At 33.5% G+C, this 26,048-nt stretch carries 37 protein-coding genes and 1 tRNA gene; 6 read left to right on the forward strand and 32 right to left on the reverse strand.

Going from position 1 to position 26,048, the window contains the following annotated elements; genetic code table 11:
* Nucleotides 1-54: 54 nt before the first annotated feature.
* The 16 genes from JOC75_RS19625 to JOC75_RS19700 all read right to left on the reverse strand — a co-directional run bounded on the left by JOC75_RS19625 (nucleotide 55) and on the right by JOC75_RS19700 (nucleotide 10,020).
* Nucleotides 55-291: a hypothetical protein gene (locus JOC75_RS19625; protein WP_204955678.1), complete on the reverse strand. Its 237-nt coding sequence runs from the start codon at nucleotides 289-291 to the stop codon at nucleotides 55-57.
* Between the two features lie 5 nt (nucleotides 292-296).
* The gene (locus JOC75_RS19630) at nucleotides 297-620 is read right to left on the reverse strand and encodes an HNH endonuclease (RefSeq protein ID WP_204955679.1); all 324 of its coding nucleotides are present in this window, start codon (nucleotides 618-620) and stop codon (nucleotides 297-299) included.
* A gap of 71 nt (nucleotides 621-691) precedes the next feature.
* Nucleotides 692-1,126 carry a hypothetical protein gene (locus tag JOC75_RS19635; protein ID WP_204955680.1) on the reverse strand — a complete coding sequence of 145 codons (435 nt, stop codon included), beginning with the start codon at nucleotides 1,124-1,126 and terminating at the stop codon, nucleotides 692-694.
* A gap of 204 nt (nucleotides 1,127-1,330) precedes the next feature.
* Nucleotides 1,331-1,555, reverse strand: coding sequence for a hypothetical protein (locus tag JOC75_RS19640; RefSeq protein ID WP_204955681.1), 225 nt, complete (start codon nucleotides 1,553-1,555; stop codon nucleotides 1,331-1,333).
* A gap of 199 nt (nucleotides 1,556-1,754) precedes the next feature.
* Nucleotides 1,755-2,414, reverse strand: coding sequence for a hypothetical protein (locus JOC75_RS19645; protein ID WP_204955682.1), 660 nt, complete (start codon nucleotides 2,412-2,414; stop codon nucleotides 1,755-1,757).
* Between the two features lie 38 nt (nucleotides 2,415-2,452).
* A complete protein-coding gene (locus JOC75_RS19650) occupies nucleotides 2,453-2,935 on the reverse strand; it encodes a TIR domain-containing protein (RefSeq protein ID WP_204955683.1) in 483 nt (160 codons plus the stop codon).
* A 168-nt stretch (nucleotides 2,936-3,103) separates the two neighbouring features.
* Nucleotides 3,104-3,598: a hypothetical protein gene (locus JOC75_RS19655; protein WP_204955684.1), complete on the reverse strand. Its 495-nt coding sequence runs from the start codon at nucleotides 3,596-3,598 to the stop codon at nucleotides 3,104-3,106.
* Between the two features lie 67 nt (nucleotides 3,599-3,665).
* On the reverse strand, nucleotides 3,666-4,130 hold the full coding sequence (locus JOC75_RS19660) for a hypothetical protein (protein ID WP_204955685.1): 465 nt from the start codon (nucleotides 4,128-4,130) through the stop codon (nucleotides 3,666-3,668).
* Nucleotides 4,131-4,279: 149 nt separating this feature from the next.
* Nucleotides 4,280-4,456: a hypothetical protein gene (locus JOC75_RS19665; protein WP_204955686.1), complete on the reverse strand. Its 177-nt coding sequence runs from the start codon at nucleotides 4,454-4,456 to the stop codon at nucleotides 4,280-4,282.
* A gap of 4 nt (nucleotides 4,457-4,460) precedes the next feature.
* Nucleotides 4,461-4,616 carry a hypothetical protein gene (locus JOC75_RS19670; RefSeq protein WP_204955687.1) on the reverse strand — a complete coding sequence of 52 codons (156 nt, stop codon included), beginning with the start codon at nucleotides 4,614-4,616 and terminating at the stop codon, nucleotides 4,461-4,463.
* Between the two features lie 154 nt (nucleotides 4,617-4,770).
* Complete coding sequence (locus tag JOC75_RS19675; protein ID WP_204955688.1) at nucleotides 4,771-6,198, reverse strand: hypothetical protein; 1,428 nt, start codon at nucleotides 6,196-6,198, stop codon at nucleotides 4,771-4,773.
* 588 nt (nucleotides 6,199-6,786) lie between these two features.
* Complete coding sequence (locus tag JOC75_RS19680; protein WP_204955689.1) at nucleotides 6,787-8,058, reverse strand: FG-GAP-like repeat-containing protein; 1,272 nt, start codon at nucleotides 8,056-8,058, stop codon at nucleotides 6,787-6,789.
* A gap of 395 nt (nucleotides 8,059-8,453) precedes the next feature.
* Entirely contained in the window at nucleotides 8,454-8,996 is a 543-nt protein-coding gene (locus JOC75_RS19685) for a site-specific integrase (RefSeq protein ID WP_204955690.1), read from the reverse strand.
* Nucleotides 8,996-9,439 (reverse strand): ArpU family phage packaging/lysis transcriptional regulator, encoded by a 444-nt coding sequence (locus JOC75_RS19690; protein ID WP_204955691.1) that lies wholly within the window; start codon nucleotides 9,437-9,439, stop codon nucleotides 8,996-8,998. The genes JOC75_RS19685 and JOC75_RS19690 overlap by 1 nt, the downstream gene beginning before the upstream one ends.
* 117 nt (nucleotides 9,440-9,556) lie before the next feature.
* A complete protein-coding gene (locus JOC75_RS19695) occupies nucleotides 9,557-9,736 on the reverse strand; it encodes a DUF3954 domain-containing protein (RefSeq protein ID WP_204955692.1) in 180 nt (59 codons plus the stop codon).
* Nucleotides 9,737-9,795: 59 nt separating this feature from the next.
* Nucleotides 9,796-10,020, reverse strand: a complete 225-nt coding sequence (locus tag JOC75_RS19700; RefSeq protein ID WP_204955693.1) for a helix-turn-helix domain-containing protein — start codon at nucleotides 10,018-10,020, stop codon at nucleotides 9,796-9,798.
* A 397-nt stretch (nucleotides 10,021-10,417) separates the two neighbouring features.
* Between JOC75_RS19700 and JOC75_RS19705 the strand changes: the two genes are divergently transcribed.
* Both JOC75_RS19705 and JOC75_RS19710 read left to right on the forward strand, forming a co-directional pair.
* Entirely contained in the window at nucleotides 10,418-10,537 is a 120-nt protein-coding gene (locus JOC75_RS19705) for an anti-repressor SinI family protein (RefSeq protein WP_204955694.1), read from the forward strand.
* Between the two features lie 479 nt (nucleotides 10,538-11,016).
* Nucleotides 11,017-11,235 carry a hypothetical protein gene (locus JOC75_RS19710; protein ID WP_204955695.1) on the forward strand — a complete coding sequence of 73 codons (219 nt, stop codon included), beginning with the start codon at nucleotides 11,017-11,019 and terminating at the stop codon, nucleotides 11,233-11,235.
* 379 nt (nucleotides 11,236-11,614) lie between these two features.
* Here JOC75_RS19710 and JOC75_RS19715 read toward each other — a convergent pair whose 3' ends face one another.
* The 8 genes from JOC75_RS19715 to JOC75_RS19750 all read right to left on the reverse strand — a co-directional run bounded on the left by JOC75_RS19715 (nucleotide 11,615) and on the right by JOC75_RS19750 (nucleotide 14,935).
* Nucleotides 11,615-11,773 (reverse strand): DUF6906 family protein, encoded by a 159-nt coding sequence (locus JOC75_RS19715; RefSeq protein ID WP_204955696.1) that lies wholly within the window; start codon nucleotides 11,771-11,773, stop codon nucleotides 11,615-11,617.
* Nucleotides 11,770-12,006: a hypothetical protein gene (locus JOC75_RS19720; RefSeq protein ID WP_204955697.1), complete on the reverse strand. Its 237-nt coding sequence runs from the start codon at nucleotides 12,004-12,006 to the stop codon at nucleotides 11,770-11,772. Before JOC75_RS19720 ends, JOC75_RS19715 begins: the two co-directional genes overlap by 4 nt.
* Nucleotides 12,006-12,905, reverse strand: a complete 900-nt coding sequence (locus JOC75_RS19725; protein ID WP_204955698.1) for a DnaD domain-containing protein — start codon at nucleotides 12,903-12,905, stop codon at nucleotides 12,006-12,008. Before JOC75_RS19725 ends, JOC75_RS19720 begins: the two co-directional genes overlap by 1 nt.
* Before the next feature lie 33 nt (nucleotides 12,906-12,938).
* Complete coding sequence (locus JOC75_RS19730; RefSeq protein WP_204955699.1) at nucleotides 12,939-13,112, reverse strand: hypothetical protein; 174 nt, start codon at nucleotides 13,110-13,112, stop codon at nucleotides 12,939-12,941.
* Nucleotides 13,113-13,425: 313 nt separating this feature from the next.
* A complete protein-coding gene (locus JOC75_RS19735) occupies nucleotides 13,426-13,779 on the reverse strand; it encodes a hypothetical protein (RefSeq protein ID WP_204955700.1) in 354 nt (117 codons plus the stop codon).
* Nucleotides 13,780-13,788: 9 nt separating this feature from the next.
* The gene (locus JOC75_RS19740; RefSeq protein ID WP_204955701.1) at nucleotides 13,789-14,355 is read right to left on the reverse strand and encodes a helix-turn-helix transcriptional regulator; all 567 of its coding nucleotides are present in this window, start codon (nucleotides 14,353-14,355) and stop codon (nucleotides 13,789-13,791) included.
* 46 nt (nucleotides 14,356-14,401) lie between these two features.
* The gene (locus JOC75_RS19745) at nucleotides 14,402-14,686 is read right to left on the reverse strand and encodes a helix-turn-helix domain-containing protein (RefSeq protein WP_204955702.1); all 285 of its coding nucleotides are present in this window, start codon (nucleotides 14,684-14,686) and stop codon (nucleotides 14,402-14,404) included.
* A gap of 15 nt (nucleotides 14,687-14,701) precedes the next feature.
* A complete protein-coding gene (locus tag JOC75_RS19750) occupies nucleotides 14,702-14,935 on the reverse strand; it encodes a helix-turn-helix transcriptional regulator (protein ID WP_204955703.1) in 234 nt (77 codons plus the stop codon).
* Nucleotides 14,936-15,099: 164 nt separating this feature from the next.
* On the opposite strand from JOC75_RS19750, the gene JOC75_RS19755 reads away from it, so the two are divergent.
* From JOC75_RS19755 to JOC75_RS19765, 3 genes are all read left to right on the forward strand, one after another.
* On the forward strand, nucleotides 15,100-15,453 hold the full coding sequence (locus tag JOC75_RS19755) for a helix-turn-helix domain-containing protein (RefSeq protein WP_204955704.1): 354 nt from the start codon (nucleotides 15,100-15,102) through the stop codon (nucleotides 15,451-15,453).
* Between the two features lie 79 nt (nucleotides 15,454-15,532).
* The gene (locus tag JOC75_RS19760; protein WP_204955705.1) at nucleotides 15,533-16,084 is read left to right on the forward strand and encodes an ImmA/IrrE family metallo-endopeptidase; all 552 of its coding nucleotides are present in this window, start codon (nucleotides 15,533-15,535) and stop codon (nucleotides 16,082-16,084) included.
* Nucleotides 16,081-17,208 carry a tyrosine-type recombinase/integrase gene (locus tag JOC75_RS19765; RefSeq protein ID WP_204955706.1) on the forward strand — a complete coding sequence of 376 codons (1,128 nt, stop codon included), beginning with the start codon at nucleotides 16,081-16,083 and terminating at the stop codon, nucleotides 17,206-17,208. The genes JOC75_RS19760 and JOC75_RS19765 overlap by 4 nt, the downstream gene beginning before the upstream one ends.
* A gap of 111 nt (nucleotides 17,209-17,319) precedes the next feature.
* Here JOC75_RS19765 and JOC75_RS19770 read toward each other — a convergent pair.
* Nucleotides 17,320-17,395: transfer RNA gene (locus tag JOC75_RS19770), tRNA-Arg, on the reverse strand.
* 346 nt (nucleotides 17,396-17,741) lie between these two features.
* Here JOC75_RS19770 and clpP point away from each other — a divergent pair.
* Nucleotides 17,742-18,335, forward strand: coding sequence for an ATP-dependent Clp endopeptidase proteolytic subunit ClpP (gene clpP / locus JOC75_RS19775; RefSeq protein ID WP_204955707.1), 594 nt, complete (start codon nucleotides 17,742-17,744; stop codon nucleotides 18,333-18,335).
* Nucleotides 18,336-18,771: 436 nt separating this feature from the next.
* Here clpP and JOC75_RS19780 read toward each other — a convergent pair whose 3' ends face one another.
* From JOC75_RS19780 to JOC75_RS19810, 7 genes are all read right to left on the reverse strand, one after another.
* The gene (locus JOC75_RS19780; protein ID WP_204955708.1) at nucleotides 18,772-19,029 is read right to left on the reverse strand and encodes an HPr family phosphocarrier protein; all 258 of its coding nucleotides are present in this window, start codon (nucleotides 19,027-19,029) and stop codon (nucleotides 18,772-18,774) included.
* A gap of 29 nt (nucleotides 19,030-19,058) precedes the next feature.
* Nucleotides 19,059-20,009: a DNA-binding protein WhiA gene (whiA, locus tag JOC75_RS19785; protein WP_204955709.1), complete on the reverse strand. Its 951-nt coding sequence runs from the start codon at nucleotides 20,007-20,009 to the stop codon at nucleotides 19,059-19,061.
* Between the two features lie 30 nt (nucleotides 20,010-20,039).
* Nucleotides 20,040-21,002, reverse strand: coding sequence for a gluconeogenesis factor YvcK family protein (locus JOC75_RS19790; protein WP_204955710.1), 963 nt, complete (start codon nucleotides 21,000-21,002; stop codon nucleotides 20,040-20,042).
* 3 nt (nucleotides 21,003-21,005) lie between these two features.
* Nucleotides 21,006-21,902: an RNase adapter RapZ gene (rapZ, locus tag JOC75_RS19795; RefSeq protein WP_204955711.1), complete on the reverse strand. Its 897-nt coding sequence runs from the start codon at nucleotides 21,900-21,902 to the stop codon at nucleotides 21,006-21,008.
* 261 nt (nucleotides 21,903-22,163) lie between these two features.
* Nucleotides 22,164-22,622: an 8-oxo-dGTP diphosphatase gene (locus JOC75_RS19800; RefSeq protein WP_204955712.1), complete on the reverse strand. Its 459-nt coding sequence runs from the start codon at nucleotides 22,620-22,622 to the stop codon at nucleotides 22,164-22,166.
* Nucleotides 22,623-23,015: 393 nt separating this feature from the next.
* Complete coding sequence (gene trxB / locus JOC75_RS19805; protein WP_204955713.1) at nucleotides 23,016-23,966, reverse strand: thioredoxin-disulfide reductase; 951 nt, start codon at nucleotides 23,964-23,966, stop codon at nucleotides 23,016-23,018.
* Between the two features lie 489 nt (nucleotides 23,967-24,455).
* On the reverse strand, nucleotides 24,456-25,916 hold the full coding sequence (locus JOC75_RS19810; protein WP_204955714.1) for a tetratricopeptide repeat protein: 1,461 nt from the start codon (nucleotides 25,914-25,916) through the stop codon (nucleotides 24,456-24,458).
* Nucleotides 25,917-26,048: the final 132 nt, after the last annotated feature.

Genomic DNA, 26,048 nt, shown 5'->3' on the forward strand with positions numbered 1-26,048 from the left:
CGAATTTTTGAAAAAAATCTGGACAGTCGAGCCCCCTATCCGTTCCCCAGAGTTTTAAAAATGCCCAAAACCTTTGACCGGGGGGTAAGATGAACGTTGTAAAGCTTCAGTTGCACCTAAATGTTCAACGATTGTTAAATTATTTCTTACAACTAATTGAGCTTGCGGTGACGGATCATTGATTATCTTATTAATCTTATGAGACACTTTTAATTTGATTTGAGCCAATAGCTCTTCTAACTTCCCCCCGTTATGATTATCAGCACTCATCAGTACTTGTTTGTTTGCCATAAGAGTTACCACCTTTCATCATCCCACTTATTCTTTTTAAATCTAAAACGATTATGTTTTTTGTTATGGCATCTAATGCAAAGTGTTTCTAAGTTATCTAATTCAAGAGCAAGTTCAGGATATGTATAGATCTCTTTAATATGATCAACATCTAACCGTTTGTGTTTATCTGGATCATGTTTATCCGTGTAAACTTTTCCTAGTCGTTTGCATTCCTGACACTCGTAGTTGTCACGTCTTATAGCTTGCTCACGTAAACCATTCACACCTGACCATTGTTTGGATTTATAGAACTTACGCTTTTGTAGTTTAGTTTTATACTCTTTCAATATTGGTAACTTCCTATATTTATGACATAAAAAGACACTATCCACAAATGGATAGTGTCACTATAACTTTATTATTGCGCATGAATATATATATTATTAGATTCAACTCCGTCTATATCTCTACCATTTTGCGATAATTCTACACTAACATATCCATAACCACTGGAAGCCCAAGTAGAACTATTTAAAGCAAATGATTTTGTTGGTGTTCTATTACTAAAGTAACCTGTTTGATATATATATTTATAACTCCAATATCCATCAAGAGGTACTAATGTTGCCTTATAATCTAGTTTACCACAGGTTCCTTTACTTTCAGCATACCAATCTACAGTGGTGGCACCTTTATAATACGTTGGAGCATCTGTCCATACTCGTACATAGCATCCTTTTTTACCGTAGAGTTCCTGATAAGAAGACATTGCTGCTTCTGCTTTACCAGTTGATACAAAAGTTGCAAGTATTAACGGTAAAATCAATATAATACTAAACTTAAATAATTTCATCTTTATTCCTCCAGTACCTTTTATTTACAACAGTTTACAATATACTATCATATATAACTAATTTCAACAAATTTTACCAAAATAGTAAAATATAACTATATTGTATAAATAATCAATAAAGATCTTATATAAGATTTGTTATACTCTCCTTGAAATAAATTAAATCTATATAAAAAAGCACCCTTGAAAGGATGCTTTATTCACTCATGAACCCCATATATTTGATGTAATAATAAAACTAGCAAATGTAACTAAACCAAGACCTACCATAATTCCTATCCCTGTTATATCTCTTAATAAACCTTTTCTCATAATCCCTATGATAATTAAAGAAACGATTATATATAAAAATATAACTATTGCAGTTATCATTGCTGGTCCTGCTGATTCCCATATCATATCAAAAGTTAAAAGTTCTATTTCTGGCAATACATTTCAACTCCTATAATTACTTTAGAAAATTGTACTACCTTGTAAATTACATTTGCAAGTATATTTCTTTTTATTTTTCTTTAAGCTTTTCTTTAGCATTTTTGTATATAATGAAGAAAAATTTCTATTGTACTACAGTTTCAGTACATTAATCGCTGTACTGAAAATCTAGCACTATATCTAAATAGATAACTCATTATTTAGAGACTTTGTCTTCATTTTTAAACTTAGTCATAAAATCCTTCATCCTTGTTATAACCTTAGTTGGAACATTAGGTGTTTCTTCATGAGAAAATCTTTTTAGTTGATTTGCATATTCATTTAGTTCTTTATTCACTATCTTAATTTCATCAACCATCTCTCCATAATATTTGTATTTCCTTTGAAGTTCTTGAGGAGTTAGATGTTGGTTTTCTTCCTTCTGTACTTCTATTTCATACCACTTTCTATACTTGCCTTGCCATTTGGTTAAGTGTGGTCTCATACCTTTGTTTAATACATCCAAAGATAGCCTAACTATTTCTTGGGCATTCTCATTACCCTGAATTTCACTAGCAGGTAGTTCAATTAGATATTCCCTTGTTGACTTAAATAACTCATACCATGAATCGTATACTTCAGTGATAATGTCATTTTCTTCATCTATTGGAATTGCAGCCTTCCTTGTTGTTAATTGAACATATAACTTCCAAGAAATATCTAGCTCTTTTTCAGTCAATTTAGCTTTTTCAAATTGATAGTTTCCTAAATTAAAAGGAGCATTAATTGTTAACGTTCCAGGATTATAAGCTTGGAATGCGTATACTAAGAAAAGGACCAAGCTAATTAAAAGAGTAGCAATTGCTCCTAACAACAATTTTCTGTTCCTCCTTTGTTTCTTCTGCCTTCTAACCATTAACTATTCCTCGTTCTCCTAACTCTTGAATTTCTCACAAGAAAATCGTAGCTCTTATTTTCAAAAGCTTCTTCTATTTTTGATTCTAATTGCCATGAGATATTTCCCCACTTCATTGTAACCGCATAACCTGAATCAATGTTGTCTTGCAATCTTGCAGGTGTTACACCAGCTGTTGGTAAATAAATTCCCAATAAACCATTTCTACTTCTTCCTGCATATGGTCTGAGCGATGCGTAAATCTCCCAATCAACCCATTTCCTTTTAGCCGTATCACTACCTATTAACACAATAGTTACCGTTGATGTTTTAAGGTGGTGAGTTCTGATCTGACTTAAAATATAATCATTACTAGCACTGTCGTAAGCATCAGATAAAGATCTATCTATTAAAGTTTTATTTGAACCATATGTATCCCTTAAATGATTAGCTTTTAATTGATCGCTATAATGATGATAACTTACAAATACGTTGCGACTCATTGTACCCCTCCTGTTTTTGTATTTACTTTATACTATTATTCTACAAAAACAGGTAAATCCCTACATCTTTTTAATCAATATAGATATTTTTAACTACTTACATATTACAACAGTTGAACCCTCATGATCTGCCATTCTTCTGCCAAATATCTGCCGTATATCTGACAATTATTTCGGCCAATGGTTATCTTTTAAAGATTGTATAGCCTCGACTAGTCTATTAGGTGAAATACCGTTTGACATATTAACCCTAACCAATAAATTTATATATAAAGAAGCAATTAAAGTACTTAGTTTAGGACTATGGAAAGCCTCCATACCTTTGTGTATATTCATTATATTAAATGGCAATTTATCTATGATTTTATCAACTTCATGCTCAGTTATCTCTTTGTCTAAATTATGAGCGATATCATTTCGCACAATATTAAACTTTTTATAGCACTCTTTTTCGTCTTTTCTTATAACACCAAGTGAAATACATAAGTCTATTTTCGTCGAAAAATTCATTCTGTTTATATTAATTGCCTCAGGGAATGGCAGCATGAATTCAATTAAATTTATCATTTTCGATTCAATAAAAAGATGCCCCCTAATTATTTTATACAAATCAGTGTCATTATTAATTTCATCTATAAAAGCATAAGATTCTTTAATATTCATACGTTATCCCCCATAATAAAAGCACCCTTACGGATGCTCTTCACTCTTATTAAACTCAATAAATAGATTATTCAAACCTACTTAGTTCCAATTTTAAATCGGATAAAGAATCATTGTTCCGAGAAATATAATTATCTAACATAATCTCTAAATACATCAAGCCGTTTACTGCATCCTCAAAATACCCATGTTTCACAAGCCTGTATGTACTATACGGTTTCCTTTCCTTATTATCATGTAAATAGACTTTTTCAATTCTTTTCTTTTCTACATTAAGAACAATTACCTCATTTTCATTCTCATCATATCCTAAAATAGGACCACTACCAGATTTTAGCTTCAAATTAGGATGTGTAAACATATATTCCTTTTTTGAATACCACTCATATACTGGCTGTAATTCAATAATTAATTTATCTAAGTAATCATTTTGTTTTTTAACAAGGTCGTCAATTTCCTCACTTGTTGATTGGTGTACTTTATGTTGTTCCTCAAGTTTCACTAACAATTCGTCTGTTTTTAAATTCATCATATCCCTCCTCCTCTACTTCATTTGACAAAATTCGGCATAATCCTTTTTTAAAAACAATAATTTTGTAAAAAACTTGATTCAAAGATTGAACAGCCTTTTAATGATGCTTTTCACTCTTATAGACTTTCATTCTAAAAATTAAAACAAGCTTATAAAATATTCTCGCTTTTAATCGATAATACCTTCTTCACACTTAAAGCAATTCCTTGCTTTAGGCATTCCTGGCATGCGTAGTTATCACACTCTAATACAGACAACCTTATTGATAACCCACCATCTAACTTATAGAAAACTTTCTTCTGTTCTTTTGTCTTGCACTCAAGCAAATAATCACTTCCTCCTCATCGCTCCGCCTTTACCACGTTTTAGAGTTTGCATATTTATATTCATAATCTCAGACCAATTAACATTTTCCTTTTCTCTTGACTCAGATTTATTTTTATATTGTTTTTTGTCTTTGTTATTTGATATCCTGCTGATCCTCATCAAATCACCTTCTAATTTTAGGCATAAAAAAACGCCTCCCCATTTAGAAAGACGTCTTTTGAAAATTTAACTTATTACTATTTTAACATGAATATCACCTAATACTTTGCCATTAATCTGCCATTAATCTGCCAGAAACCTAAATATACAGTTTTTACAAAACTGATATTAATCTCATATATTGAGTTTCATTCATTACATTTTGGAGATTATTATTAGGAGTTTTTAGTAAATATGTTAAAACTTGTTGAAGTTTTACATCTGCAACCCTAGGTATGAATTTTTCTATGATTTTTTTAAATCTATTAGAACATAAAGAAAATTGTAGCCTAGATTTAACATCGCTATCACTTACAAGCTTTACAAATTCAATTATTTGAGGTTCATTAAATCGGTTTAAAAGATCCTCATAATAAACCAATGCTACGTCAGATACCCCAAAACCATTCCCTATTGAGCACATAGTTAATACCTTTACATATTTCTCTATAACAGCTTCTGGAATATCACCTGTTTGAGGGACATATGCTGTAATTAATTTAGCATGTGGTGGTTCATTGTGAAAGTTATTGTAACCATTATGAACCATAAATAGATTATCTAACGCAAGATCCATATCAATTGCGACTTGTTCCTCTGGTAAATAAGATAGTCCCTGTACAAATTGTAAGAATTCGTGAGCAAATCCTTTTCTAGATAAATCTGCGTTAGCTGAATAAACTGCATACTTTAACCCTAAATTTTTCTTAGATTCAACTGAACAATTTTTCCATAATGAAGGAGCAACTAGCTTTAAATTATTTCTTATTTGAACATCTAATTGAGGGTCTGTATACATTCCAAAGACTGCTCTGATAGTTGAATCAACTAATTCAACAGGCAACATTTCTATATTGGAAATAATGGGTGGTAAATCTGCGTTTGAGAGTATATTAGTTCTCAAGTTATTCAATAACCTTTTAATCTCCAAAACCGGTCCTTCTGGCTCTTTTGCTAATACCTCCTTAATACAAGTTTGTAACCAACTCGTTAGTTGTAATCCGTCTAAGTCATTATGATTAGGATGAGCTGCACTAGCATGATTTCTCATATCACGTATATAATCAAGATGTTTATAACCTATATCAGTTATTATGCCAGTATCCTTACACCCTTTAATTAATTCCCATTCGTCAAGTTTTTTTAAATCTTCTTCTGATCTAAATGTAGCTCGGCGTTTTGAATCAGTTATAATACTATTTAAAAAATACTCCATATCAAACCTAGTGACTTTGTTACGTAAATTAATCACAGTTTCATTCCAAAGGAAGTTTAATGCTGCGTCAAATAACCCTGCCCCACATGCAGCAATAAATTTAGATATGTATAATGAATTACTTTTTAATTCTGGGGTTAATCTATTTACTACTCTTGGGAGGTTTTCTAAAACATCCATTCTCTCCTCCGGATGAACTAGTACATTCTGCGACGGTAAATTCAACTGTTCTAGATATTGCTGAAGCCCTGCTGAAAAAGCATCGACAGAAGGGCCAACTTCATTGCTAGTATTCATGTTAATTATTTCGTTTTTCTTTGTTTCCATGACTTGTCTCCTATCATAATTTTGATTAAATTTAAAATTTCCCAATAACATAGGATGTGTCCCTATTTATATCCCTACAAATATCCCTATATATTAATTTGACATTTGTACTTCTTTTCCCTTTAATTACCCATATCTTATATTGTGTGTAATTCGCCCAAAGGCTGAAAGCCTTCTTTTATATACTCTCAAGACATATCATGAAAATGAGTTACACATGCGCTTAATATAGATAACTAATGTGAAAACAACGGAATATCATTCTAAAACACAGTATTAACACCTCTGGATACAATTGTTATAGGTACTTTTCCATCCAAATTAAACTAAATACTAATAAAAAGTATAAAAAGGAGCTGTCTAATCAACAACTCCTTGTTCAGCAAACGCGTCTTTTCTTGAATAAAGATTACCTTCTATAGCCTGTTTGTGGAAAATAGAGATATGTTTGAATATGTTGTTTCATCCCTTAAGACGTGTTAATAACACATTATGGTTAGTTCATAGTACATAAAAAACAGGGTTGCCACTGCAACCCTTTAATTTTAATAATTCACCTTATTTTTCATTTTTCATTGCTATTATTGATTAGAAGATAGCGTTAAAATTGCCCCATCCATTTCCAATCTGTTTACTATCCTTAAATCCTCCAATACCATTACCGGAGTATAAATACAGGTTACCATCTCTTCTAGAGATTAGATCATTTTTTCCATCTCCGTCCCAATCTCCTGGTGTCAAAATTGTGTCATGGGCTCCCCAACCTGTACCGATTATTACATTATCTTCTTTAAATCCTCCAATACCATTACCAGAGTATAAATATAGGTTACCATCCTTTCTTGAGATCAGATCGTTATTTCCATCTCCATCCCAATCTCCTGGTGTTAAAATTGTGTCATGGGCTCCCCATCCTGCACCAATCTGTTTACTACCTTTAAATCCTCCAATACCGTTACCGGAGTACAAATATATGTTACCATCTTTTCTTGAGATTAGATCGTTATTTCCGTCTCCATCCCAATCTCCTGGTGTGACAATTTTGTCATGTGCTCCCCAACCTGTACCGATCAGTTTACTACCCTTAAATCCTCCCGAACCATTTCCTGAGTATAAATACAGGTCGTCATCTTTTCTTGCGATTAGGTCGGTAATTCCATCTCCATCCCAATCTCTGGTTACAACAATCGAGTCCATATTACTCCATCCAGTACCGATTATTACACCTTCTACTTTAAACCCTCCAAGCCCATTACCGGAATACAGATACAGATTGCCATCGTTTCTTGCGATTATATCGTTTTTCCCATCTCCATCCCAGTCATGAAGAGGATCATCATTAATCGGCAGTTTAATTGTTCCATTCAGGACATTTCTCGGATTTTCTGTATTCGTTTTACTAGTCCATGATCCATAATGAAATTCAAAATGCAAATGAATGCCAGTTCCTAAGCCCGTATTCCCCATAATTCCAATTGCTTGACCTTGTGTAACACGTTGACCATTAGACACTGAGTAACTTGCAAGATGTGCATAAAATGTTTCATTACCATCAGCATGGCGAATTCCTATTGAATTCCCATAACCATTTACCCATCCTCTATGTACAACAGTTCCACTTGCTGAAGCAACAACAGGGACATTGGACTTACCACCAGAAGCAATATCAATACCATAATGCATTCTGTAATCTTGATAAATAGGATGGAGCCTCATTCCGTATTCAGATGATACTGGTCCATTTGCTGGCCAAATATATGATTCAGCAGCAGAAACACCCATTGAATTTATATTGAAAGAGAAAACTAGTGTAAATATAACTAGGATATAAACTACCAACTTACTAAACTTTTTACCCATTTCTTCACTCCTAAAAATTCATTAATACTCCAACCGGTTATTGTATACCTGGTAATAATATCATATTCCAAATCTTACAATCTACACTATTTTACATAATTGTATATATAAACCTATAAAACTATCAGTTATCCCAAAGTTTGCACATAAAATAAGGCGTCCCAATCGTGTAACTACACTTGATGAGCTTTCTTTTTATAAACGTAAAGTGGTAAGCAAACAGCCTATCTAGTGCTCCTAGTTGTTCCAGTAAGCTTTCTTTTTTTGAATATAATATATCGTAAAGTGACTACTTTCCGTTTTGTTAAGTAATTATTTGTTTTCCAAATCCTTCACAAACCATATATTTATTAGAGCATACACGTTAAGGAGCTACTTAATTATAATTAGATGACCTATATTTTAAACTGTTTTATTGCCTTATTCATTGCATCTTGATCGATACCAATATATCTAAGTGTGAATGCTGGATCCGAGTGATTAAGTATCTTCTGTAATAATGCCACATCTCCTGTTTGCTTATAGAGATGATATCCAAATGTCTTTCGAAGTGTATGTGTGCCAATATCATCTAATCCCACATACTCTGCAGCACCTCGTAAAATCTTATAAGCCATGCTTCTGCCAATAGGTTTGTTAATACCTTCTCTACTTTTAAACAAGTATTCATGGTCTTCTTTATCTTCAATATATTTCTTGAATTCGCGTTGCAGCTGAGGTGTCATATCAATTCGCTTTTTCTTCCCAGTTTTTATTTCAACAATACTAAAATATGAACTCTTAGCATCTTTCACTCTTAATGGAAGAATATCAGAGATTCGAAGCCCTGAATTAATCCCTGTTACGAATAACATATAATTTCGTTCATTCTGCTCATTTAAATAACGTTTGATTTCAAAGATCATGTCTGGATCTCGAATTGGTTGAACAAATTGCATTAGCAACACACCTCATGTTCTTCATAGACCTCAATCTTTAAAGCGACAGCAAGCCTAACAAATGCCTTCCCTTTCACACGATAGTACTTCCTTTCGCTTAGATGAAGATCCGAATAAACATTATAGTCAAACACCTCTTCATCTTCCATATATCTTTTTACTAGAATTGCTCTCTCAAGATGTCCTAAGCGATTAACTGCTCTTTGTACTTTTCGTAAAAAGTCTTTGCTATATCGTTCATGATCTACCTTCTTAATGGCAATATCTTCTGTTTGTGAATGATTTTGATTTGTCTGAGATGGAGGTAAAAAAGAAAATGATTGTGTTAGTCTTGGTAACTGTTCTTCTGGTACGTGCAACTTAAAAATTCTATACTTCTCAAGTACTGCTTCAACAGCTTTCTTTGTTTCTTCTCGATTGATTTCAGGTAATAATCGATCCATGACAATTCCTCCTTAAATTCATTAAAAAAAGACACCAATCATTAGAGCATCTAAATGCTAGAACGATTAGTGCCCTCGGTTTTTCCGTTAGGCATATATAGGAAATTTAATCTTACTTCAAACCTTCTTCTTTACAGTAGTCTCTAATCTGTCTACCTTTCCACCAAGAGTAATGATCAGTGTTTCACCATATTCGGGAAGATCATGTTCTATTAAAATTCCATCCTTAACAACATACATTTTCTGATTATTCATTAAGCTAATTTCTGCTCTCATTTTTTCTATATTAGCATTCACCGAGATCACTCCCATGGTATAATTAATTTAGGTGTTGTCGAGAGAGATCTCGGCTTTTTTTATGCGCTCATTCTGTTGTTATGAATATATAACTTCACAATAGTTCTAATGTTTGTTAATACAGGATAGATATCGTATGGTAGAGATTTTGATTGCTCCCAATTTATGATAGTCCTAGGAGTAACATCTAATGCTAAAGCGAATGATCTTTTTGTTAATCCAATTGATGTACGCATGAAGTAAACGAATTCAGCAAATTCCTCTATAGTAACCTGTTCTTTCACTAGCTAGTCCTCCCCTTATTAAAGGATTTAACATACTCTCGTCTTAAATTAAAAGTACAACCACACGTACAAGAAAATCTATATACACCCTCCGTTGATTTTGACTTAGTATAAATTGTGTATTTACAGGACGGGCAATACGCTTTAACAAACATATGATTACCTCCTTAAATTCCTATTAATTTATGATGAAATCTTTTTAAGCAATAATTGAAACGATTGTTCTTAGTAGTTTATTTTGAAAAAGAAGTTCCATCATTGATCCTCTCTCAATTTTTATATTATTTGTAAAAATATTGTAAAATAGTGTAAAAATACCACACACTCACTACCAATGTTACAGATAATAATTCATAATATGAGTATATTAAAATACTTTCATTTAAAAGGAGTTAAGATGACTAATCCTATTACTGAAAAGATGTTAGACAAAGAATGGGAAGAACTTATATCACTTGCTCTAAATGCAGGAATAACTGTTGAGGAAATACGTGCATTCTTTGAGCAATATTCATGACCTTTTATAGTTCATTTTTTATTCTAGATTTCCTTGAACTACGAACACAATAATTAAAGACCTCTTAAAACGATAAAAAACAATAAGCAAATTTTATAAAACGTATATTGGTAGATTAGACAGACTTTTCATGTTAGAACTTCCTAACTTTACGTAAACGAAAGTATTAAACCATAGACATAGTTTATTTATGGCAATTTAATATTGGAGGTGTTAATATTCTTTACGTTCATTTAGACAACATAATTGGTACTTTGATTTCTATCTTTGTTTTTTTCGAATTATCCAAACGAATTTGGCGTTAATCAATTCCTTTCATTATTCTCCACCTAAAGCCACTTTGTAAAAGTGGCTTTTCTTTTTGTGAGTTCATGTCGAAATTTATGCGAAGTGCGACATGAAGATAGGTTTTTTTGAAAATTCAACAACATATATTATCCAAATATTGTATAATCATTTAAGGAAGGAGTTTTGAACAATTGAAAAAGATAAAAATTGTATTACATAGTATTCTTATTCTTCTTTTAACAACCTCCTGTCAAAAAGAATATACTGGTGAATATGTTAGGTGGGGAGAAAAAACCAATAGTAATGCAGCTGACCTATTAGAACAAAATGGAATACCATATAAAATCAAAGATGGTATCATCTATATTCCAGAAGATGCATTTGATAAATCAATATGGTGTTGTTCTTAAAATGGCTGTTGCCTAAACAGTCCTTTTTTTATGTCGCAATTTACTTCTAATACTCACTTAGAAAAATTTCTTAAGAGTTCTATTTGTGATGCGTTTGTGAAGAGTTCCTTTTTTTGCAGCATTTACATCCCCTATCAATCTAGCAACCCTATATAAAAAATGTGAAAACTTAGTCAAATTCATTTCTTCTCCTCCAATTTATGAACAGGAATAGCCTTCCTTAATTCGTGATCTTCTGATTTTTCGTAAATATACGTTAGTGCTGTTATTTGAGACCTTGTTTTAAGGTCGAGAGTTTCCATAGTAGCAACTTTCTGCCTAACTAATACTGGATTCTTTTTAATCTCATTGAGTAAAACCTTTTCTAGCAATTTCATATTCACACAACAACGACACGAGGTGTTCCAGTTTCACGATGAACTAAATGTAGTTTGTGATCGTGTTTTAAATTCTTTTCGATAAGCCAATTGTTTGGATTTAAACCAGACTTTACAAGCAACTTTTTTTGCTCTCTAGTTGGTCGTTTTCCTTGTTTCATGCCGATTCCTCCTCGAGTATGTGCCTAGATTTATCAAAGATATTTTGTAGTCGTGACAGTGGATAATCCTTCTCATTGACTTTAAATACTTCGATATTAGGTAATTCAAGATCTAACCGTATGATAATGTCGATTAAATCTCTTTCTTTTGTGATACTACCGGTATATCCAAGGATCTTTGATTTACTAAAATTTAAGTATTCAATACGGATCCAAAAAGGATATTGAATCATTATTCCTTTTTCTCCTTGTAATTTTTGATTCGATCGAACAATTTCTTCTTCTCTAACTCAAATGAATCTATGTCAATGGCAACTTCCTGCGATTCATTTTGTGGTGGGTCTTTATCCTGGTTGTTCATCCACTCAGGCACTATTTCTTTACGGCTACTGTTGTTATTAAATCTTTGTTGTTTAGACTTTCTATCTCTATAAGCCATTTGTGCTGCATGAACTTCTTGAACAGTTTTTAATTTTTTATTAGCCCAATCCTTAAGAACTGCAGAAACATATTTCCAGTTTCTACTTCCATTTTCTATAGCAATCTTCATTGCCTCGATTACCAACTCTTCCGATAGATCATCAACCCATAAATAAATATTTTCAGAGATATAAGGGCTAATAGTTCCAAATCCATTTTCTTCGAAAAATGTAATCGGTGAGTGAGCAATCGTGTGAGTAGCTTCTTCTTCTTTTTCTTTCTCTGTAGTAATCTCTGTAGTAATCTCTGGTAATGGTGTGCTCAAGTTGAGCTCTTCGACTGCTCTATCTGAGCAACTCGACTGCTCATTTTGAGCACATGGACTGCTCATACCCTCTAATCTTTCATAATCGATTCGATACCATTTTGTTTTATCAATTTTCATTTTATTAAAATTACCTGTAACCAAGATTCCTTCATTTTCAAGCTTTGTTATAATCCTACGAATTGTCGCTTTTGACCACCAAGAGAACTGTTCTACCCAATCGTCATAAGTGTTATAAATCCATTTATAGCCTTCGTATCGATGTTCACTAATTTGCAACCAGTAGTGGATTTGTTGAAGTACAATGCTTTCATTTAATCCAACCTGTTTAGCGAGTGAAGGTATTATTAACAATGGTTTTTCATCTAGTAATAACTTGCTAGACATGTTCGCCCTCCTCTCTTTACAAAAGTGGTCATTCTATGAAATAATTAATTCCTGAATAAAAAATTTAACGTTTAACAATTTTCTTTCCTGAGCAATTTCCGATGCTCTATCTTTACATTGATTAACAGTGTGGGCAAACACTAATGTAGAGTAGATCGTCTTGAAATTGTTTTTTACTTTGATTGAAAAATCCACTTCGTAAATCATGCTTTCCTCCTTCTAGAACTAAAAATCGAGCGCCACATGATGTATAAACTTCCACATAACAGAATCAGTAAATACCATGCTATAAAGTTCATTAGGTCCCTCCTTTTTTAAAGAAATAATGCATAACTTGTCCAACAACGGAATATGTATTAATAACAAGCTCGCATCGTCATAGCCAGGAGTGGAATGAACACACTCTTAAGGGGTTGGGGGAAGAGTACTCCTAGCTATGACGACAAGATCTTTTAAGTTCTTGTCGAATTTTAGTGAAAATGATAAGATAGTAGTATCGAAAACGTATATATATATCTGATTAAGCAGTTAGTGTACTAGCACTTGCTGCTTTTTTATTTTTTAATATTTCAGGTAAGTTTCTCATTTGAAATGCTTTTCTAACTTCTTCTAATTGATCCCCAAAATTTCTATATAAATGTGAAACTTCTTTTTTTCCTTCTTGAGCAAATTCTTTACTCTGGAACCTTAAAGATTGAGTGATATAAATCATTTCCATACCATCTAACTCAACTTGTTTATTCATTTTTCTCACTTTCTCAAATGCAACATCGAATAGTTTTTGACCCATACGATCTTTTGTATTACGAAAATTTCTCATTGCAACAATGACCATATCTTTTTGAAAGATTGATAATTTGATAGTTTCCTTCATGATATCCTCCTATATATTGACTAGTTTTCTTTCTTCATACCTTGGCATAGCGACTCTTGTGGATAATGATTTTCTTGTCCAATCATCTGATAGTGATTTAAGATCAATTCCAAATTCTCGATTCAATGCATAAAGTGTTGATCTCATACCAGGTCCCAAATCATAAATTTCTTTAAAGTCTTGCATAGGAACATCTGTAACCCTTCCAGGACGTAATTCAGATAACCAATTTTCAATGTTGTCAATTGACTCTAAAGCATGTTTAATTTGTTGTTTAAGGTTTAAAATTGATCTTCCTAAGTCTTCATTAAGCCTTGGATCAACAGGTGCAGCAGATAGTGGATGTAAATCAAATATGTAGTGCACTAGGTCAACGTGCTCGAATGCACCTAATGCAGTGAACCATTTAATAGCTAACTCTGGTGTTGGATCTACTAAACCATTTTCAAGTTCGCTGATCTGCTTTTGAGTTCGACCAATTACTTTTCCTAATGCCGATTGGCTGAAAGACATTTGTTCTCTAAGATCTCTCATTTCGTGATTAATAGTGTGTAAAGAATATGGTTTGTTTGACATATGTTCTCCTCCGATTTATTCAGTTATAGGATGTATTATTAAATTATTAGATAGCCTCTTTATTTGAGGAATTCTTTTGAATCCAGTTCATTAATCCATCGTATGGAATTCTAACCTTTCGACCATCTCGTATAGCTGGGAAATCGACTCTTTGAGTTAATTCATAAACTGAAGTTTTTCCCATTTTTAAGATTTTAGCAGCTTGTTCTACAGTAAGTATTTCCGGACTATCAACAGATGATCTTGATGATAGAAGTGCATCTTTTAACTCTTGAAGGAAGATTTTATTTTCTTCCCTCACAATTTGACGAATTGTTTCTTCTATATTCATATGTGGTTTCAACTCCTAAATCGAAATAATTTCTATTTTAGCAATTTCGTTATTAAAAAAATCTACTATTTTGCATTTCAGTGTTTTAGATAATAAAGGTAAATGTTCTGCTTTAAATGCATATGTCCCATTTTCATATTTCATATAAGTTGAAGCGTTTTTAAAACCCATACTATCAGCCATTTCTTGAAGGGTTAATTCTAATTCAATCCTTCTTTGCTTTATATAATCATTATTAAATGATTTCATATTTAGCCTCCTTATTAAAATTTCTGTTTTAGCAACTCCTTAGCTTTATAATAAATTTCTGTTTTAGAAATGTCAATACAATAATTTCTTTTTTAGCAATTTTTTTATTTCTGCATTAGAAACATGGTAAAATTTAATTGCTAATACGGAAAGATGGTGAAGAAATGGATATAGGTGAAAGAATTGTTTTGCTTAGAGAAAGAAAAGGTTGGAAGCAAAAGGATTTTGCCGATAAAGTCAAAATAAATGTTAGTGTAATGAACCGTATAGAAAAAGGGTCAAGACCTTTAACTGACGTTGAAATAATTAAAATAGCAGATGCTCTTGAAGTTACTACAGATCATCTACTGAAAGGTGAAAGTAATATATCAAAAGTTGAAAGAATCTTGGAGGATTCCAATACACAAATTGCAGCTAATGATGGTAATATTTCACGAGAAGATGCTCTAAAAGCCATAGAATGGTTATTAGAGACTGAAAAGGGTCGGAAACCTGGTGACAAACAATTTAAAAAATAAATATCGCCCTGTATATGGGCTTTTATTTTAACTTAAAACAGAACATACATTCGCAACGTGGCTGTTAGGGGGCAATTCTATGAAGTACCAAATGTCTCATTTAGAGGAAGATGTAAAAGGAATCTATAGAAAACTGAATATAAGTGAACCAATAAGTATTGATATGTGTCGTATTGCTGAAGAATTTGATGTGTGGATCCACCCGCACGAATATAAAAGTCAAATGATAGAACGAGATGGAATGTATAGCATTTTACTTGATAAAAGAATAACAAAGGAAGAACAATGGCAAGATTTCGGACATGAATTAGGTCATGTGATTAATCATGCGGGGAATCAGCATAAAATGAATAAACTATTCAGAGATTTACAAGAATACCAGGCTAATAATTTTATGTTTCATTTTTGTGTACCTACATTCATGTTGTTGAAAATGCAATTCCCGGATAGACGTGGACAAGCAGTCAAAATGATTGCTGAAAATTTTAATGTAACATGTGAATTTGCTGATAAAAGACTTAAACAATTTGAAAATAAAATTTCAGGTGCTCTTTTTCATAAGCAATATATAAAATTATTAACTTTATCTAATGATGAAAAGAATGAAATCTTGAAACAGGTGATAATATGAGGGGACATATACGCAAAAGAGGAAATAAATATTCTATTGTCGTAGATTTAGGTAGAGATCATAACGGTAAAAGAAAACAAAAATGGTTTTCTGGATATGATTCAAAAAGAAAAGCCGAAAAAGATTTGCCTCGTGTTCTTATGGAAGCAGAGAATAACGTATATGTTGAAACAACAGATATAACATTTGGGGAATACATGATAATGTGGCTTCAAAATAAAAAGGATAATATAGCCTACGGTACGTATCATCATTATGAATCTTATTCACGCAATCATATTATTCCTGGATTAGGAAAATGGAAAACCAAGAAGCTTTCAGAAAAGCATATTGAATCCTTTATGAATTCCTTAAAAGAAAAAGACTTAAGCAAAAGAACACAGAGACATATTTATAGAGTGCTTAGAAATGCAGTTAACTCTGGATCAAAGTATGGTATTCCTCAAAATATATTTAATGACATAGAAGCTCCTAAGGTACCTAAAAACAGAATTGAATATTGGAGTGAAGATGAAGTAAAAAAAATTATTAAGGTGTTGAAAGATGAAAAACACTTCCTTCCTATCTTTATAGCTATTACTACTGGTATGCGACAAGGGGAAGTACTCGGTTTGCGATGGGAAGATGTTGATTTGGAAAACAAAGTTATATCTGTTCAGCAACAATTGAAAAAGAAGGCGACAAGAGATGCAAATGGTCGATATGAATTATCTAATATCTTAAAGACTCCCACCAGTTATCGAACTATCTCTATAGATGATAGAACTGTTGAAGAACTAAAAAAACACAAAGCTAAAAAAAATCAAGAAAAAGGGATTGTTGGTGAAGCTTATAAGCAATACAATTTAGTTCATTCTACATCAACGGGAAACTTTATACTTCCCTCAAACCTAAATAGCGTCTATTGGAGAGCGATTGAAAAGGCTGAGGTAAAACGTATCAGCTTCCATTCTTTAAGGCACACACATGCCACTATATTGCTTAAACAAGGCGCTCATCCTAAAGTAGTTCAAGAACGGTTAGGGCATTCAAGTATAGAGATCACCCTTGATACCTATTCCCATGTGATACCTGGTTTGCAAAAAGCAGCTGCAGAAAAATTTGGAGAGTCAATTTATGAATAAAATCCACTTTAATTAAATAAAGGTTTGCAAAATGTTTGCAATTGCCTTTTTCACAAAAAAATAGCAAGGATTGAAATCAACTTCAACCCTTGCTATTCTTAACTTTCCTGACGCGCTCGGAGGGATTCGAACCCCCGGCAGACGTGGTACCGGAAACCACCGCTCTATCCGACTGAGCTACGAGCGCATGATAACTATCAATACCTGAAAATTATACGGCAACTTCCCTTTAATTTCAACTGTCTTTTTATCCCTCTCTATTCGGGTAGTGCAGTTCATTCAACGAGAAATTAACATTTCAATCAACTGTTTGAAATATAATAAATATGGGAATCATGTTTACATGTTATGCTTACAGAGTACATATACATACATAGAAAGATTGACTAAGTTAAAAAGATCAAAAGCAGCAGGCTTTTTGTTTGACCTTTATTGACCATAGTTGTATGATGGAAATACATAAGTAATACAAATCTATGTGCTGTTCTAATAAGATTAGAACAAATCTTTCTTATCATGAAGGAGGAATAATAATGAATTTAATCCCTACAGTTATTGAACAAACAAATCGTGGAGAGCGTGCGTATGACATTTACTCTCGTCTATTAAAGGATCGTATCATCATGCTTGGTAGCGGTATTGATGATAATGTAGCAAACTCAATTGTATCACAATTACTATTTCTTGAAGCAGAAGATCCTGAGAAGGACATCTCAATCTACATAAACAGTCCTGGTGGATCGATCACTGCTGGTATGGCAATTTATGATACAATGCAGTTCATTAAGCCAAGTGTATCAACAATCTGTATCGGTATGGCTGCATCTATGGGTGCATTCTTACTTGCAGCTGGAGACAAAGGTAAACGTTATGCACTTCCTAACAGTGAAGTAATGATTCACCAACCATTAGGTGGCGCACAAGGTCAAGCAACTGAAATTGAAATCGCAGCTAAGCGTATCCTTTTCTTGCGTGACAAATTAAACAAAATCCTTTCAGATCGCACTGGTCAACCACTAGATGTGATTGAAAAAGATACAGAACGCGATAACTTCATGACAGCAGAACGTGCTTTAGAGTACGGTTTAATTGATAAAGTATTAGATCGTAACACGTTAAGTAAATAATTAGTATGATGGAACGGAACCATTACCTGAGGTAATGGTTCCGTTTTTTAGTTTAAGCCGGACATTGATGGGGATGAGATTTTTGTCGAGAAATGTCTAATCGCTGATAAATTCGGAAAATCGCTGATAAATTTCCGGAATCGCTGATAAATCCGGAAAATCACTGATAAAATCAAAGAATCGCTGATAAAATTTCTGTACGCTCTTTTTGGTGGAGTAAAAGGTGTGATCAGCTAGCTTGTATACGGTTACAAAAGTGCCAGTTAGAACTTTTAAGACATCTTAAGTACTTTCAGCTCAATTATTTGGTGTAAATACAACCAATTGTGGTCAGAAATCATTCTCTCCCCTCCAATTCATTCGAAAACCCCAATCAATACCACCAAACCCAAATAAAAAAGGCCAATTCATTTAAGAATCAGCCCGTTTTCTTATCTTATCCCTCTTGTTGTACATAAGTAGCTAATGTATCAACAGCTTCTTGCTCGTCGTTACCATCTGCGATTAGTTTAATAACTGATCCAGAGCTAACAGCTAAGCTCATTAAGCCCATGATGCTTTTTGCATTAACCTTTTTTCCGTCTTTTTCTAAAAATACATCTGAGGTAAAACGGTTTGCCTCTTGTACAAATAATGCTGCTGGACGTGCTTGTAAGCCTGTTTTAAGTTTTACTTCTACTTGTTTTTCAACCATAATAATCTCTCCTCTTCCCTATCTCATTTTTATTTTAGTGACAATGGCTGTCCTGTTCTTATTTGTTCAGCTATTTGATCTAGTTTGCGTAATCGATGATTGATTCCTGATTTACTAATCGTACCGCTTGAGACCATTTCTCCTAGCTCTTTTAGTGTAACATCTTGGTATTCTACACGTAGCCTTGCGATTTCACGAAGTTTATCAGGTAATGCATCTAAACCAATTCGCTCATCAATAAAACGGATATTTTCTACCTGTCTTAGTGCAGCACCTATTGTTTTATTAAGATTGGCTGTTTCGCAGTTGACTAAGCGATTTACAGAGTTTCTCATATCACGAATGATGCGAACATCCTCAAAGCGAAGCAATGCTTGATGTGCTCCAATCACATTTAAAAGTTCTGTGATTTTTTCTGCTTCCTTTAGATAGGTGATAAAGCCTTTTTTGCGCTCTAGTGTTTTACTATTCAATTCAAAGGTATTCATTAGCTCGCAAAGTGAATCATTGTGTTCTTTGTAAAGGGAGAATATTTCAAGATGATAAGAAGATGTTTCAGGATTGTTAACAGAGCCACCTGCAAGGAAAGCCCCTCTTATATAAGAGCGTTTACAGCATTTCTTTTTAACAAGGTTTTCTGAAATACTTCTAAAAAAGGTAAAACCTTCATCTAAAATATCTAAGTCCTCTAGAGTAGTGCGTGCATTTTCAACTAGACGTACAATATAGACATTGTTCTTTTTCAATCTCATTTTTTTACGAACAAGAAGCTCAACCGAAACATCATATTGTCTCTTTAATAAAGTGTAGATTCTTCTTGCAATTGCAGCGTTTTCAGTTTGTATATCTAAGATGACCTTTCGATTTGAAAAGCTCAGTGAGCCATTCATTCGAATAAGTGCTGATAATTCTGCTTTTAAACAGCATGGCTTTATTTCTAAGTTGGTTAATTCTTTCTTTGTTTCAGATGCAAATGACAACTCTGCACCCCCATTCCTTTACAAACAGCTTTATGTTAATTCTTGTTGTAGAATTCCATACAATAGCTTTGCAACTTTATTTGTGTCATGCCTTATTACACTATTTTCATAGCAAACAATGTTATCTGTTATAACGTCAAGACCTAGAGAGGTTAATGTATCTACATCAAAGTGAACTGGCTTTGCAAGCTCTTCCTCATATAATGATTTAATATGGTCTGGAATTTCTTCCTCATTAACAAGAATAATATCCATAAAGGCCTCATTCATATGAGTATACAAAGCTCTCACATGATCACTTGCAGAAAAGTTTAACGTTTCTCCTGCTTGGGTCATTACATTACATATATACACCTTTTTAGCTTTTGCTTGACAAACAGCTTCCCCGATTTTTGGTACTAAAAGGTTAGGTAGAATACTTGTGTATAAGCTTCCAGGTCCAATGATAATTAAATCAGCTTCTCCAATAACCTCTAGTGTTTCAGGAAGTGGTTCAATATCATCAGGTGAAAGAAATACTTTCTTTATCTTCTTCCCAGAAAAGGGTATTTTCGATTCTCCAGAAACAATTGTACCATCTTCCATTTCTGCATTTAAAATAACACTTGTATTTGCAGCAGGTAATACTTTTCCACGAACATTTAACACCGTACTCATTTCCCTAATTGCATGAACAAAATCACCTGTTATATTTGTCATAGCAGCTAGAATCAAGTTTCCTAATGAATGTCCGATTAAATTATTTCCTTTATTAAATCGATGCTGAAAAAGCTCCTCAACAAGAGGCTCAACATCTGATAAAGCAGCTAATACATTGCGAATATCACCAGGAGGAGGAATATTGAGTTCAGTTCGGAGCCTGCCTGAGCTCCCGCCATCATCAGCAACAGTAACGATTGCGGTAATATCAACAGGGAATTTTTTTAATCCTCTTAATAATACCGACAAACCAGTACCACCGCCTAAAATAACAACTTTAGGCTGTTCTGACATTACTTAATGTTGCTTTCTTTTCTCAATATCTCTGTGAGAAACTTGAGTATGATAGTCGTTTTTATAATGCTTTGCAATGTATTCCGCCAGTGTAACTGAGCGATGTTGTCCTCCTGTACATCCAATCGCAACAACTAATTGACTTTTTCCTTCACGCTTATAATAAGGCAACATAAAGGAAAGTAAATCTAGGAGCTTTTCTAAAAACTTCTGTGTTTCACTCCACTTTAACACATATGAAGATACTTCTTCCTGCAAACCGGTTTTTGGTCTCATATGATCAATATAATGTGGATTTGGTAAAAATCTCACATCAAAAACCAGATCAGCATCAATTGGCACTCCATATTTAAAGCCAAAGGAAGTAACATTGACTGTAAAGGTGTGCTGAACACTTGATGAGAATTGCTTAAGAATTTTTTCTCGTAGCTCTCTTGGCTTTAAATCAGAGGTATCAAAAATCAGCTGTGCTCGACCCTTTAATTCCTCTAACAGCTCCCGTTCAAGCCCGATTCCTTCTAAAGGTAATCCTTTTGAAGCTAAAGGATGAGAACGGCGAGTTTCTTTATACCTTGTTACTAAAGCCGAATCCTTCGCATCAAGAAATAAGATATGAGGTGTTAACCACGCTTTTTCAGATAAATCATCTAGAGCCTGAAACAAGCTATCAAAAAACTCTCGTCCTCGAAGGTCCATAACAAGAGCAACTTTATTCATCTTAGATCCCGATTCTTTCATTAATTCTAAGAATTTGGGCAAAAGAGTTGGTGGTAAATTATCTACACAAAAATAACCTAAATCTTCAAAACTCTGAATGGCTACTGTTTTACCAGCACCTGACATACCAGTAATGATCACCATTTGTACTTCTTGTTGTGTATCAAGATTTTCAACAGTCATTTTTAAGCTCCTCCTCTCTTCAATTTACTTGAGCTATTTTCGAAAACGTTGTTGCTTTTAGTACTAGATGAAAGCGCTTTGTATATTGATAGCTTCTAGCTGATAACCAACATTCTTTCAGAAAAGAGCCTTTATTAAAGAAAGCGCAGGCTTAAAAGGTAAAAAAACCTTGTAGGTCGCTTTCTTTAACATATCATAATAAATAACTAGTTTTTATAAATAGGGAAGAAAATATCCCAACAGTAACATATTTAATTTTCATTACTGTGGATCTAAGCGGTAGGAAATTAGCTCAAAATCGGGTGTATATGTAAATGTACCATATAACATTCCATTTCCTTTGATGACAAAATCTAAGATGTGGTGATCACCTGGTGCCATTGGAAGCTTTTCTATTTCCTCAATGTCATGCCACCTTATTGTGCCTTCTTCAGATTCTAACACGTTTGTACCTTGATAATCTGTAGCAGAAAAGGTAAACATCATCCATTCAGAAACAACTTCTTTTCCTTCTTGAATAATAAAGGTGAAAATCCCCTTAAGTTGTGGGGTTTTTATATAAATTCCTGTTTCCTCACGGTACTCGCGAGTAACTGTATCTTTAATTGATTCTCCTAACTCCATTTTACCGCCTGGTGCAACCCACCAGCCTCTTCTAGGTTTTTGAAGGAGAAGAACTTTATTTCCTTCTACTAAGACGCAATTTGTTACTCTTTGCAAATATTCTTCACCTCATTCATAACATGATTCTCAAAATAGTTTTGCATATCGTTTTAAGAAAATCTGCATCGTATTTTACTTTCATTTATTATACTATTTTCAAGGAGTCTTAACAATGAACATGGCTGGCTATATTTGTAACAATTTTCCTGGGTGTTTTTCATGATGATATATGTATATACGAAGGGGAAAGGAAACTGTTTCATTTTTTTTGAAATTTTTTTGAACAGTTGAATAAAAAAAGGGGAGCATAGGAAAAGGGCACCCATGCTCCAAAATAAGTCTATTTATAAAAGGGGGTCAATTACTAACTATATAATAACCCATAATTGTTTCACTCATGTTACAGTAAAGTTAAAACAGAATTACGTTTTGGTAAAACATTCTTCGACATTACTTTACAGTTTTAAGCTTCTCTACTAGCTCTTCGATATAATGCTGTGCACTTTGCGCTGCAATACTACCGTCACCAGTTGCTGTAACGATTTGACGAAGCATTTTCTCACGAATATCTCCAGCAGCAAAAATACCTTCAACCTTTGTTTCCATTCGGTCATTTGTTTCAATATAACCACTTTCGTTTGTAATGCCTAGGCTTGCAAATGGTTTAGACAATGGAACCATACCGATGTAGATAAATACTCCATCTGTTTTAAATTCTTGTTCTTCACCATTTTCAGTGTTTACTAATGTCACTTTGCCTACTTTACCATCTTGATCATGAATTTCTTTTACTGTATGATTCCAAATAAAATCGATTTTTTCATTATCAAATGCACGTTGTTGAAGAATTTTCTGTGCTCTTAGCTCATCACGTCGATGAACTATTGTTACTTTTGAAGCGAAGCGAGTTAAATAGACACCCTCTTCAACAGCAGAATCTCCTCCACCAATTACGACTAATTCTTTTCCTTTAAAGAAAGCACCATCACATACCGCACAATATGATACACCACGTCCACCTAATTCTTTTTCACCCGGTACACCAATCTTTTTATATTCAGCACCTGTTGTAATAATAACAGCACGGGCTTTATATTCTTTTTTTCCAGCTTTGATTATTTTATATTCTTCACCATCGATCACTTCCTGAATATCTCCATAAGCATACTCAGCACCAAATTTTTTAGCATGCTCAAACATTTTTGTTGATAATTCAGGTCCTAAAATATGATCAAAGCCTGGATAGTTTTCCACCTCTTCTGTGTTAGCCATTTGACCACCAGGCACACCGCGTTCAATCATTAAAGTTGATAAATTTGCACGAGATGTATATACTGCCGCTGTCATCCCCGCAGGACCTGCACCAGCTATAATCACATCATAAATTTTTTCTTCTGACACGACGTTCACTCCTTATAAGTACCTTTACTTTAGTTATCTGCTAATACAAGAAGACACATACGTCTTCGCCTTCTTTATTTTGCCGTACCCCCATCGTATAAAATAAAGTCGAAACACGCTATTAATTTGCTCATATATAGAAAAGCGTAAGTGCCTTGTTCAGCCCCGACAAGCATAAGGCGAATTAGAATAGAAGGCGTTCTTTGCCTTCAATTCTAACTTGACTTATGACCTCGAGGGTCTAAGGCACTGCAGCTGGACAACTCGAAAAGCGTAAGTGCCTTGTTCAACCCCGACAAGCATAAGGCGAATTAGAATAGAAGGCGCTCTATGCCTTCAATTCTAACTTGACTTATGACCAAGGAAATAGGAATTTATTTTTCCTCGAGGGGCTACGCGCTGTAGCTGGACAAATTAGAAAAGCGTAAGTGCCTGTTAAAAGCACAAAACAAACTCATAAAAAACCCCAAGCACATAATACTTGGGATTTTAAGCTAAGATATTCTTGACCAATTTCACATATTTTCTCACAGACGAAATAGAAGTACCATATTTGGTAGCAACTGTATGTTGGCTAATCTCTTCATTTGAAGCATGCTGCTTCATCCATACATAATCTAAAGCAGCAGCCCAACCAGCATAATTTTTGAAGGAATACTCATTTTTATAAGCTTTTGCTAAGATTTTAAATGTAAAAAGAAATAATTCATCATGCTCAGATTGAACAAATAATGTTTTTGCCACTCTATAAAGAGAGTCCATTTTTTTCATATCATTATCACGGTCATTAGATAAAGCTAGCTTAATAAATTCTTTTTCTAATTGTGATTGAGGAACGGTTGAGAATTGATAATCCTTTATTTGTTCAAGATTATTCGTTTCAATCGATAAGAAAATGGCGTACAATCTTTCTTCCAGTGACATGCTGTTAGCTCTATTTTCTAATTTCTCAGCATTTACATTCCAAGGCTCTGATCCAACCTTTTCTTTATTCAGTTTTATTACTCGTTCCCACATTTGCTCTGCAATGTTAACGTGTCCTGTAAAGTAAGCAGAATAAGATAACCAGTAATAAAATACATCATCACCCTCATAGCCTTGCTTATGCAGTGATCTAAGCCATTTATAAGCTGCTGGATAATAGCCTACTAAAGCAAAGGTTGCACCTAGTTTATATCGATGCTCTACAAGAAGCGGATGTACATTTGATAGTGCTATAGCTAGTTCATCTACCTTATCATCCTGACGTTCATAATAATAAAAAACTAACAAATTGCAATATGCATGAAGGTTACCAGGATTACGCTCAAGAACAGTTGTTAAATATTCCTTTGCTTTCTCCACTTCCCCAACATAGAAATAAGCTAAAGATAAATTATTATGAGCAGACCAAAATTCAGGATATTCCTTTACAAGCTCTTCAAGTAATAAAATAGCTTCGTCAAACTTGCTATCTTCAAGAAGTGACTTTGCTGCATCCTGTTTTATGATGAGATCATCAGGATCTTTTAAGAATGGCTCTTCTTCATCATCTTCCATTGTTAAAAGGTCAATAAGATCTTCATTTTCTTCTATAAATTCACCATATGGTGCTTTTTCAGCATATTCTGTCGCACACTTGTAAGCTTCTTGAAATAATCCAAGATGTGCATAATTGTTTGCCATAAAGTAGTGACACTCTGACATACTTGTATCAACATCATCAAGAATACGTGAAAGTAACTCATTCGATTGACTATACTTCCCCATATCTGTATAAACTGTTGCAAGCTGCGAAAGTTTCATCGTGTCGTTTGGATCTAACTCCAATGCTTTCGTCAGGTATTTACTTGCCTTTTGAAAGTTTTGTTCACGATACGCCTTTAGGCCTTTATTATAATAATATTGTCCATCTTGGAGAAACGGGACAACCTGTGCTCTTTTTTGTTGTTTGCTCAATTGTTTTCCCACTGAAATCCTCCATTTCAATCAATTCACCGTAGGTAAGTATACCACAAGATAAGCCCTCAACAATAGTGGTTAAATTATAATCAATTCACTTAAGTAGGTTCTATTTCAGCTTGAAAAAGTAAATCCCAAAAA

It is taken from the genome of Metabacillus crassostreae, from assembly GCF_016908395.1.
Classification (GTDB): Bacteria; Bacillota; Bacilli; order Bacillales; family Bacillaceae; genus Metabacillus; species Metabacillus crassostreae.

Coding starts and splice junctions, on each gene's coding strand:
- JOC75_RS19625 (WP_204955678.1), bottom strand. CDS start 291: ATGGCAAACAAACAAGTACTGATGAGTGCTGATAATCATAACGGGGGG.
- JOC75_RS19635 (WP_204955680.1), bottom strand. CDS start 1,126: ATGAAATTATTTAAGTTTAGTATTATATTGATTTTACCGTTAATACTT.
- JOC75_RS19650 (WP_204955683.1), bottom strand. CDS start 2,935: ATGAGTCGCAACGTATTTGTAAGTTATCATCATTATAGCGATCAATTA.
- JOC75_RS19655 (WP_204955684.1), bottom strand. CDS start 3,598: ATGAATATTAAAGAATCTTATGCTTTTATAGATGAAATTAATAATGAC.
- JOC75_RS19660 (WP_204955685.1), bottom strand. CDS start 4,130: ATGATGAATTTAAAAACAGACGAATTGTTAGTGAAACTTGAGGAACAA.
- JOC75_RS19670 (WP_204955687.1), bottom strand. CDS start 4,616: ATGAGGATCAGCAGGATATCAAATAACAAAGACAAAAAACAATATAAA.
- JOC75_RS19675 (WP_204955688.1), bottom strand. CDS start 6,198: ATGGAAACAAAGAAAAACGAAATAATTAACATGAATACTAGCAATGAA.
- JOC75_RS19680 (WP_204955689.1), bottom strand. CDS start 8,058: ATGGGTAAAAAGTTTAGTAAGTTGGTAGTTTATATCCTAGTTATATTT.
- JOC75_RS19685 (WP_204955690.1), bottom strand. CDS start 8,996: ATGCAATTTGTTCAACCAATTCGAGATCCAGACATGATCTTTGAAATC.
- JOC75_RS19690 (WP_204955691.1), bottom strand. CDS start 9,439: ATGGATCGATTATTACCTGAAATCAATCGAGAAGAAACAAAGAAAGCT.
- JOC75_RS19705 (WP_204955694.1), top strand. CDS start 10,418: ATGACTAATCCTATTACTGAAAAGATGTTAGACAAAGAATGGGAAGAA.
- JOC75_RS19715 (WP_204955696.1), bottom strand. CDS start 11,773: ATGAAACAAGGAAAACGACCAACTAGAGAGCAAAAAAAGTTGCTTGTA.
- JOC75_RS19720 (WP_204955697.1), bottom strand. CDS start 12,006: ATGATTCAATATCCTTTTTGGATCCGTATTGAATACTTAAATTTTAGT.
- JOC75_RS19725 (WP_204955698.1), bottom strand. CDS start 12,905: ATGTCTAGCAAGTTATTACTAGATGAAAAACCATTGTTAATAATACCT.
- JOC75_RS19730 (WP_204955699.1), bottom strand. CDS start 13,112: ATGATTTACGAAGTGGATTTTTCAATCAAAGTAAAAAACAATTTCAAG.
- JOC75_RS19735 (WP_204955700.1), bottom strand. CDS start 13,779: ATGAAGGAAACTATCAAATTATCAATCTTTCAAAAAGATATGGTCATT.
- JOC75_RS19740 (WP_204955701.1), bottom strand. CDS start 14,355: ATGTCAAACAAACCATATTCTTTACACACTATTAATCACGAAATGAGA.
- JOC75_RS19745 (WP_204955702.1), bottom strand. CDS start 14,686: ATGAATATAGAAGAAACAATTCGTCAAATTGTGAGGGAAGAAAATAAA.
- JOC75_RS19750 (WP_204955703.1), bottom strand. CDS start 14,935: ATGAAATCATTTAATAATGATTATATAAAGCAAAGAAGGATTGAATTA.
- JOC75_RS19755 (WP_204955704.1), top strand. CDS start 15,100: ATGGATATAGGTGAAAGAATTGTTTTGCTTAGAGAAAGAAAAGGTTGG.
- JOC75_RS19760 (WP_204955705.1), top strand. CDS start 15,533: ATGAAGTACCAAATGTCTCATTTAGAGGAAGATGTAAAAGGAATCTAT.
- JOC75_RS19765 (WP_204955706.1), top strand. CDS start 16,081: ATGAGGGGACATATACGCAAAAGAGGAAATAAATATTCTATTGTCGTA.
- clpP (WP_204955707.1), top strand. CDS start 17,742: ATGAATTTAATCCCTACAGTTATTGAACAAACAAATCGTGGAGAGCGT.
- JOC75_RS19780 (WP_204955708.1), bottom strand. CDS start 19,029: ATGGTTGAAAAACAAGTAGAAGTAAAACTTAAAACAGGCTTACAAGCA.
- JOC75_RS19790 (WP_204955710.1), bottom strand. CDS start 21,002: ATGTCAGAACAGCCTAAAGTTGTTATTTTAGGCGGTGGTACTGGTTTG.
- rapZ (WP_204955711.1), bottom strand. CDS start 21,902: ATGACTGTTGAAAATCTTGATACACAACAAGAAGTACAAATGGTGATC.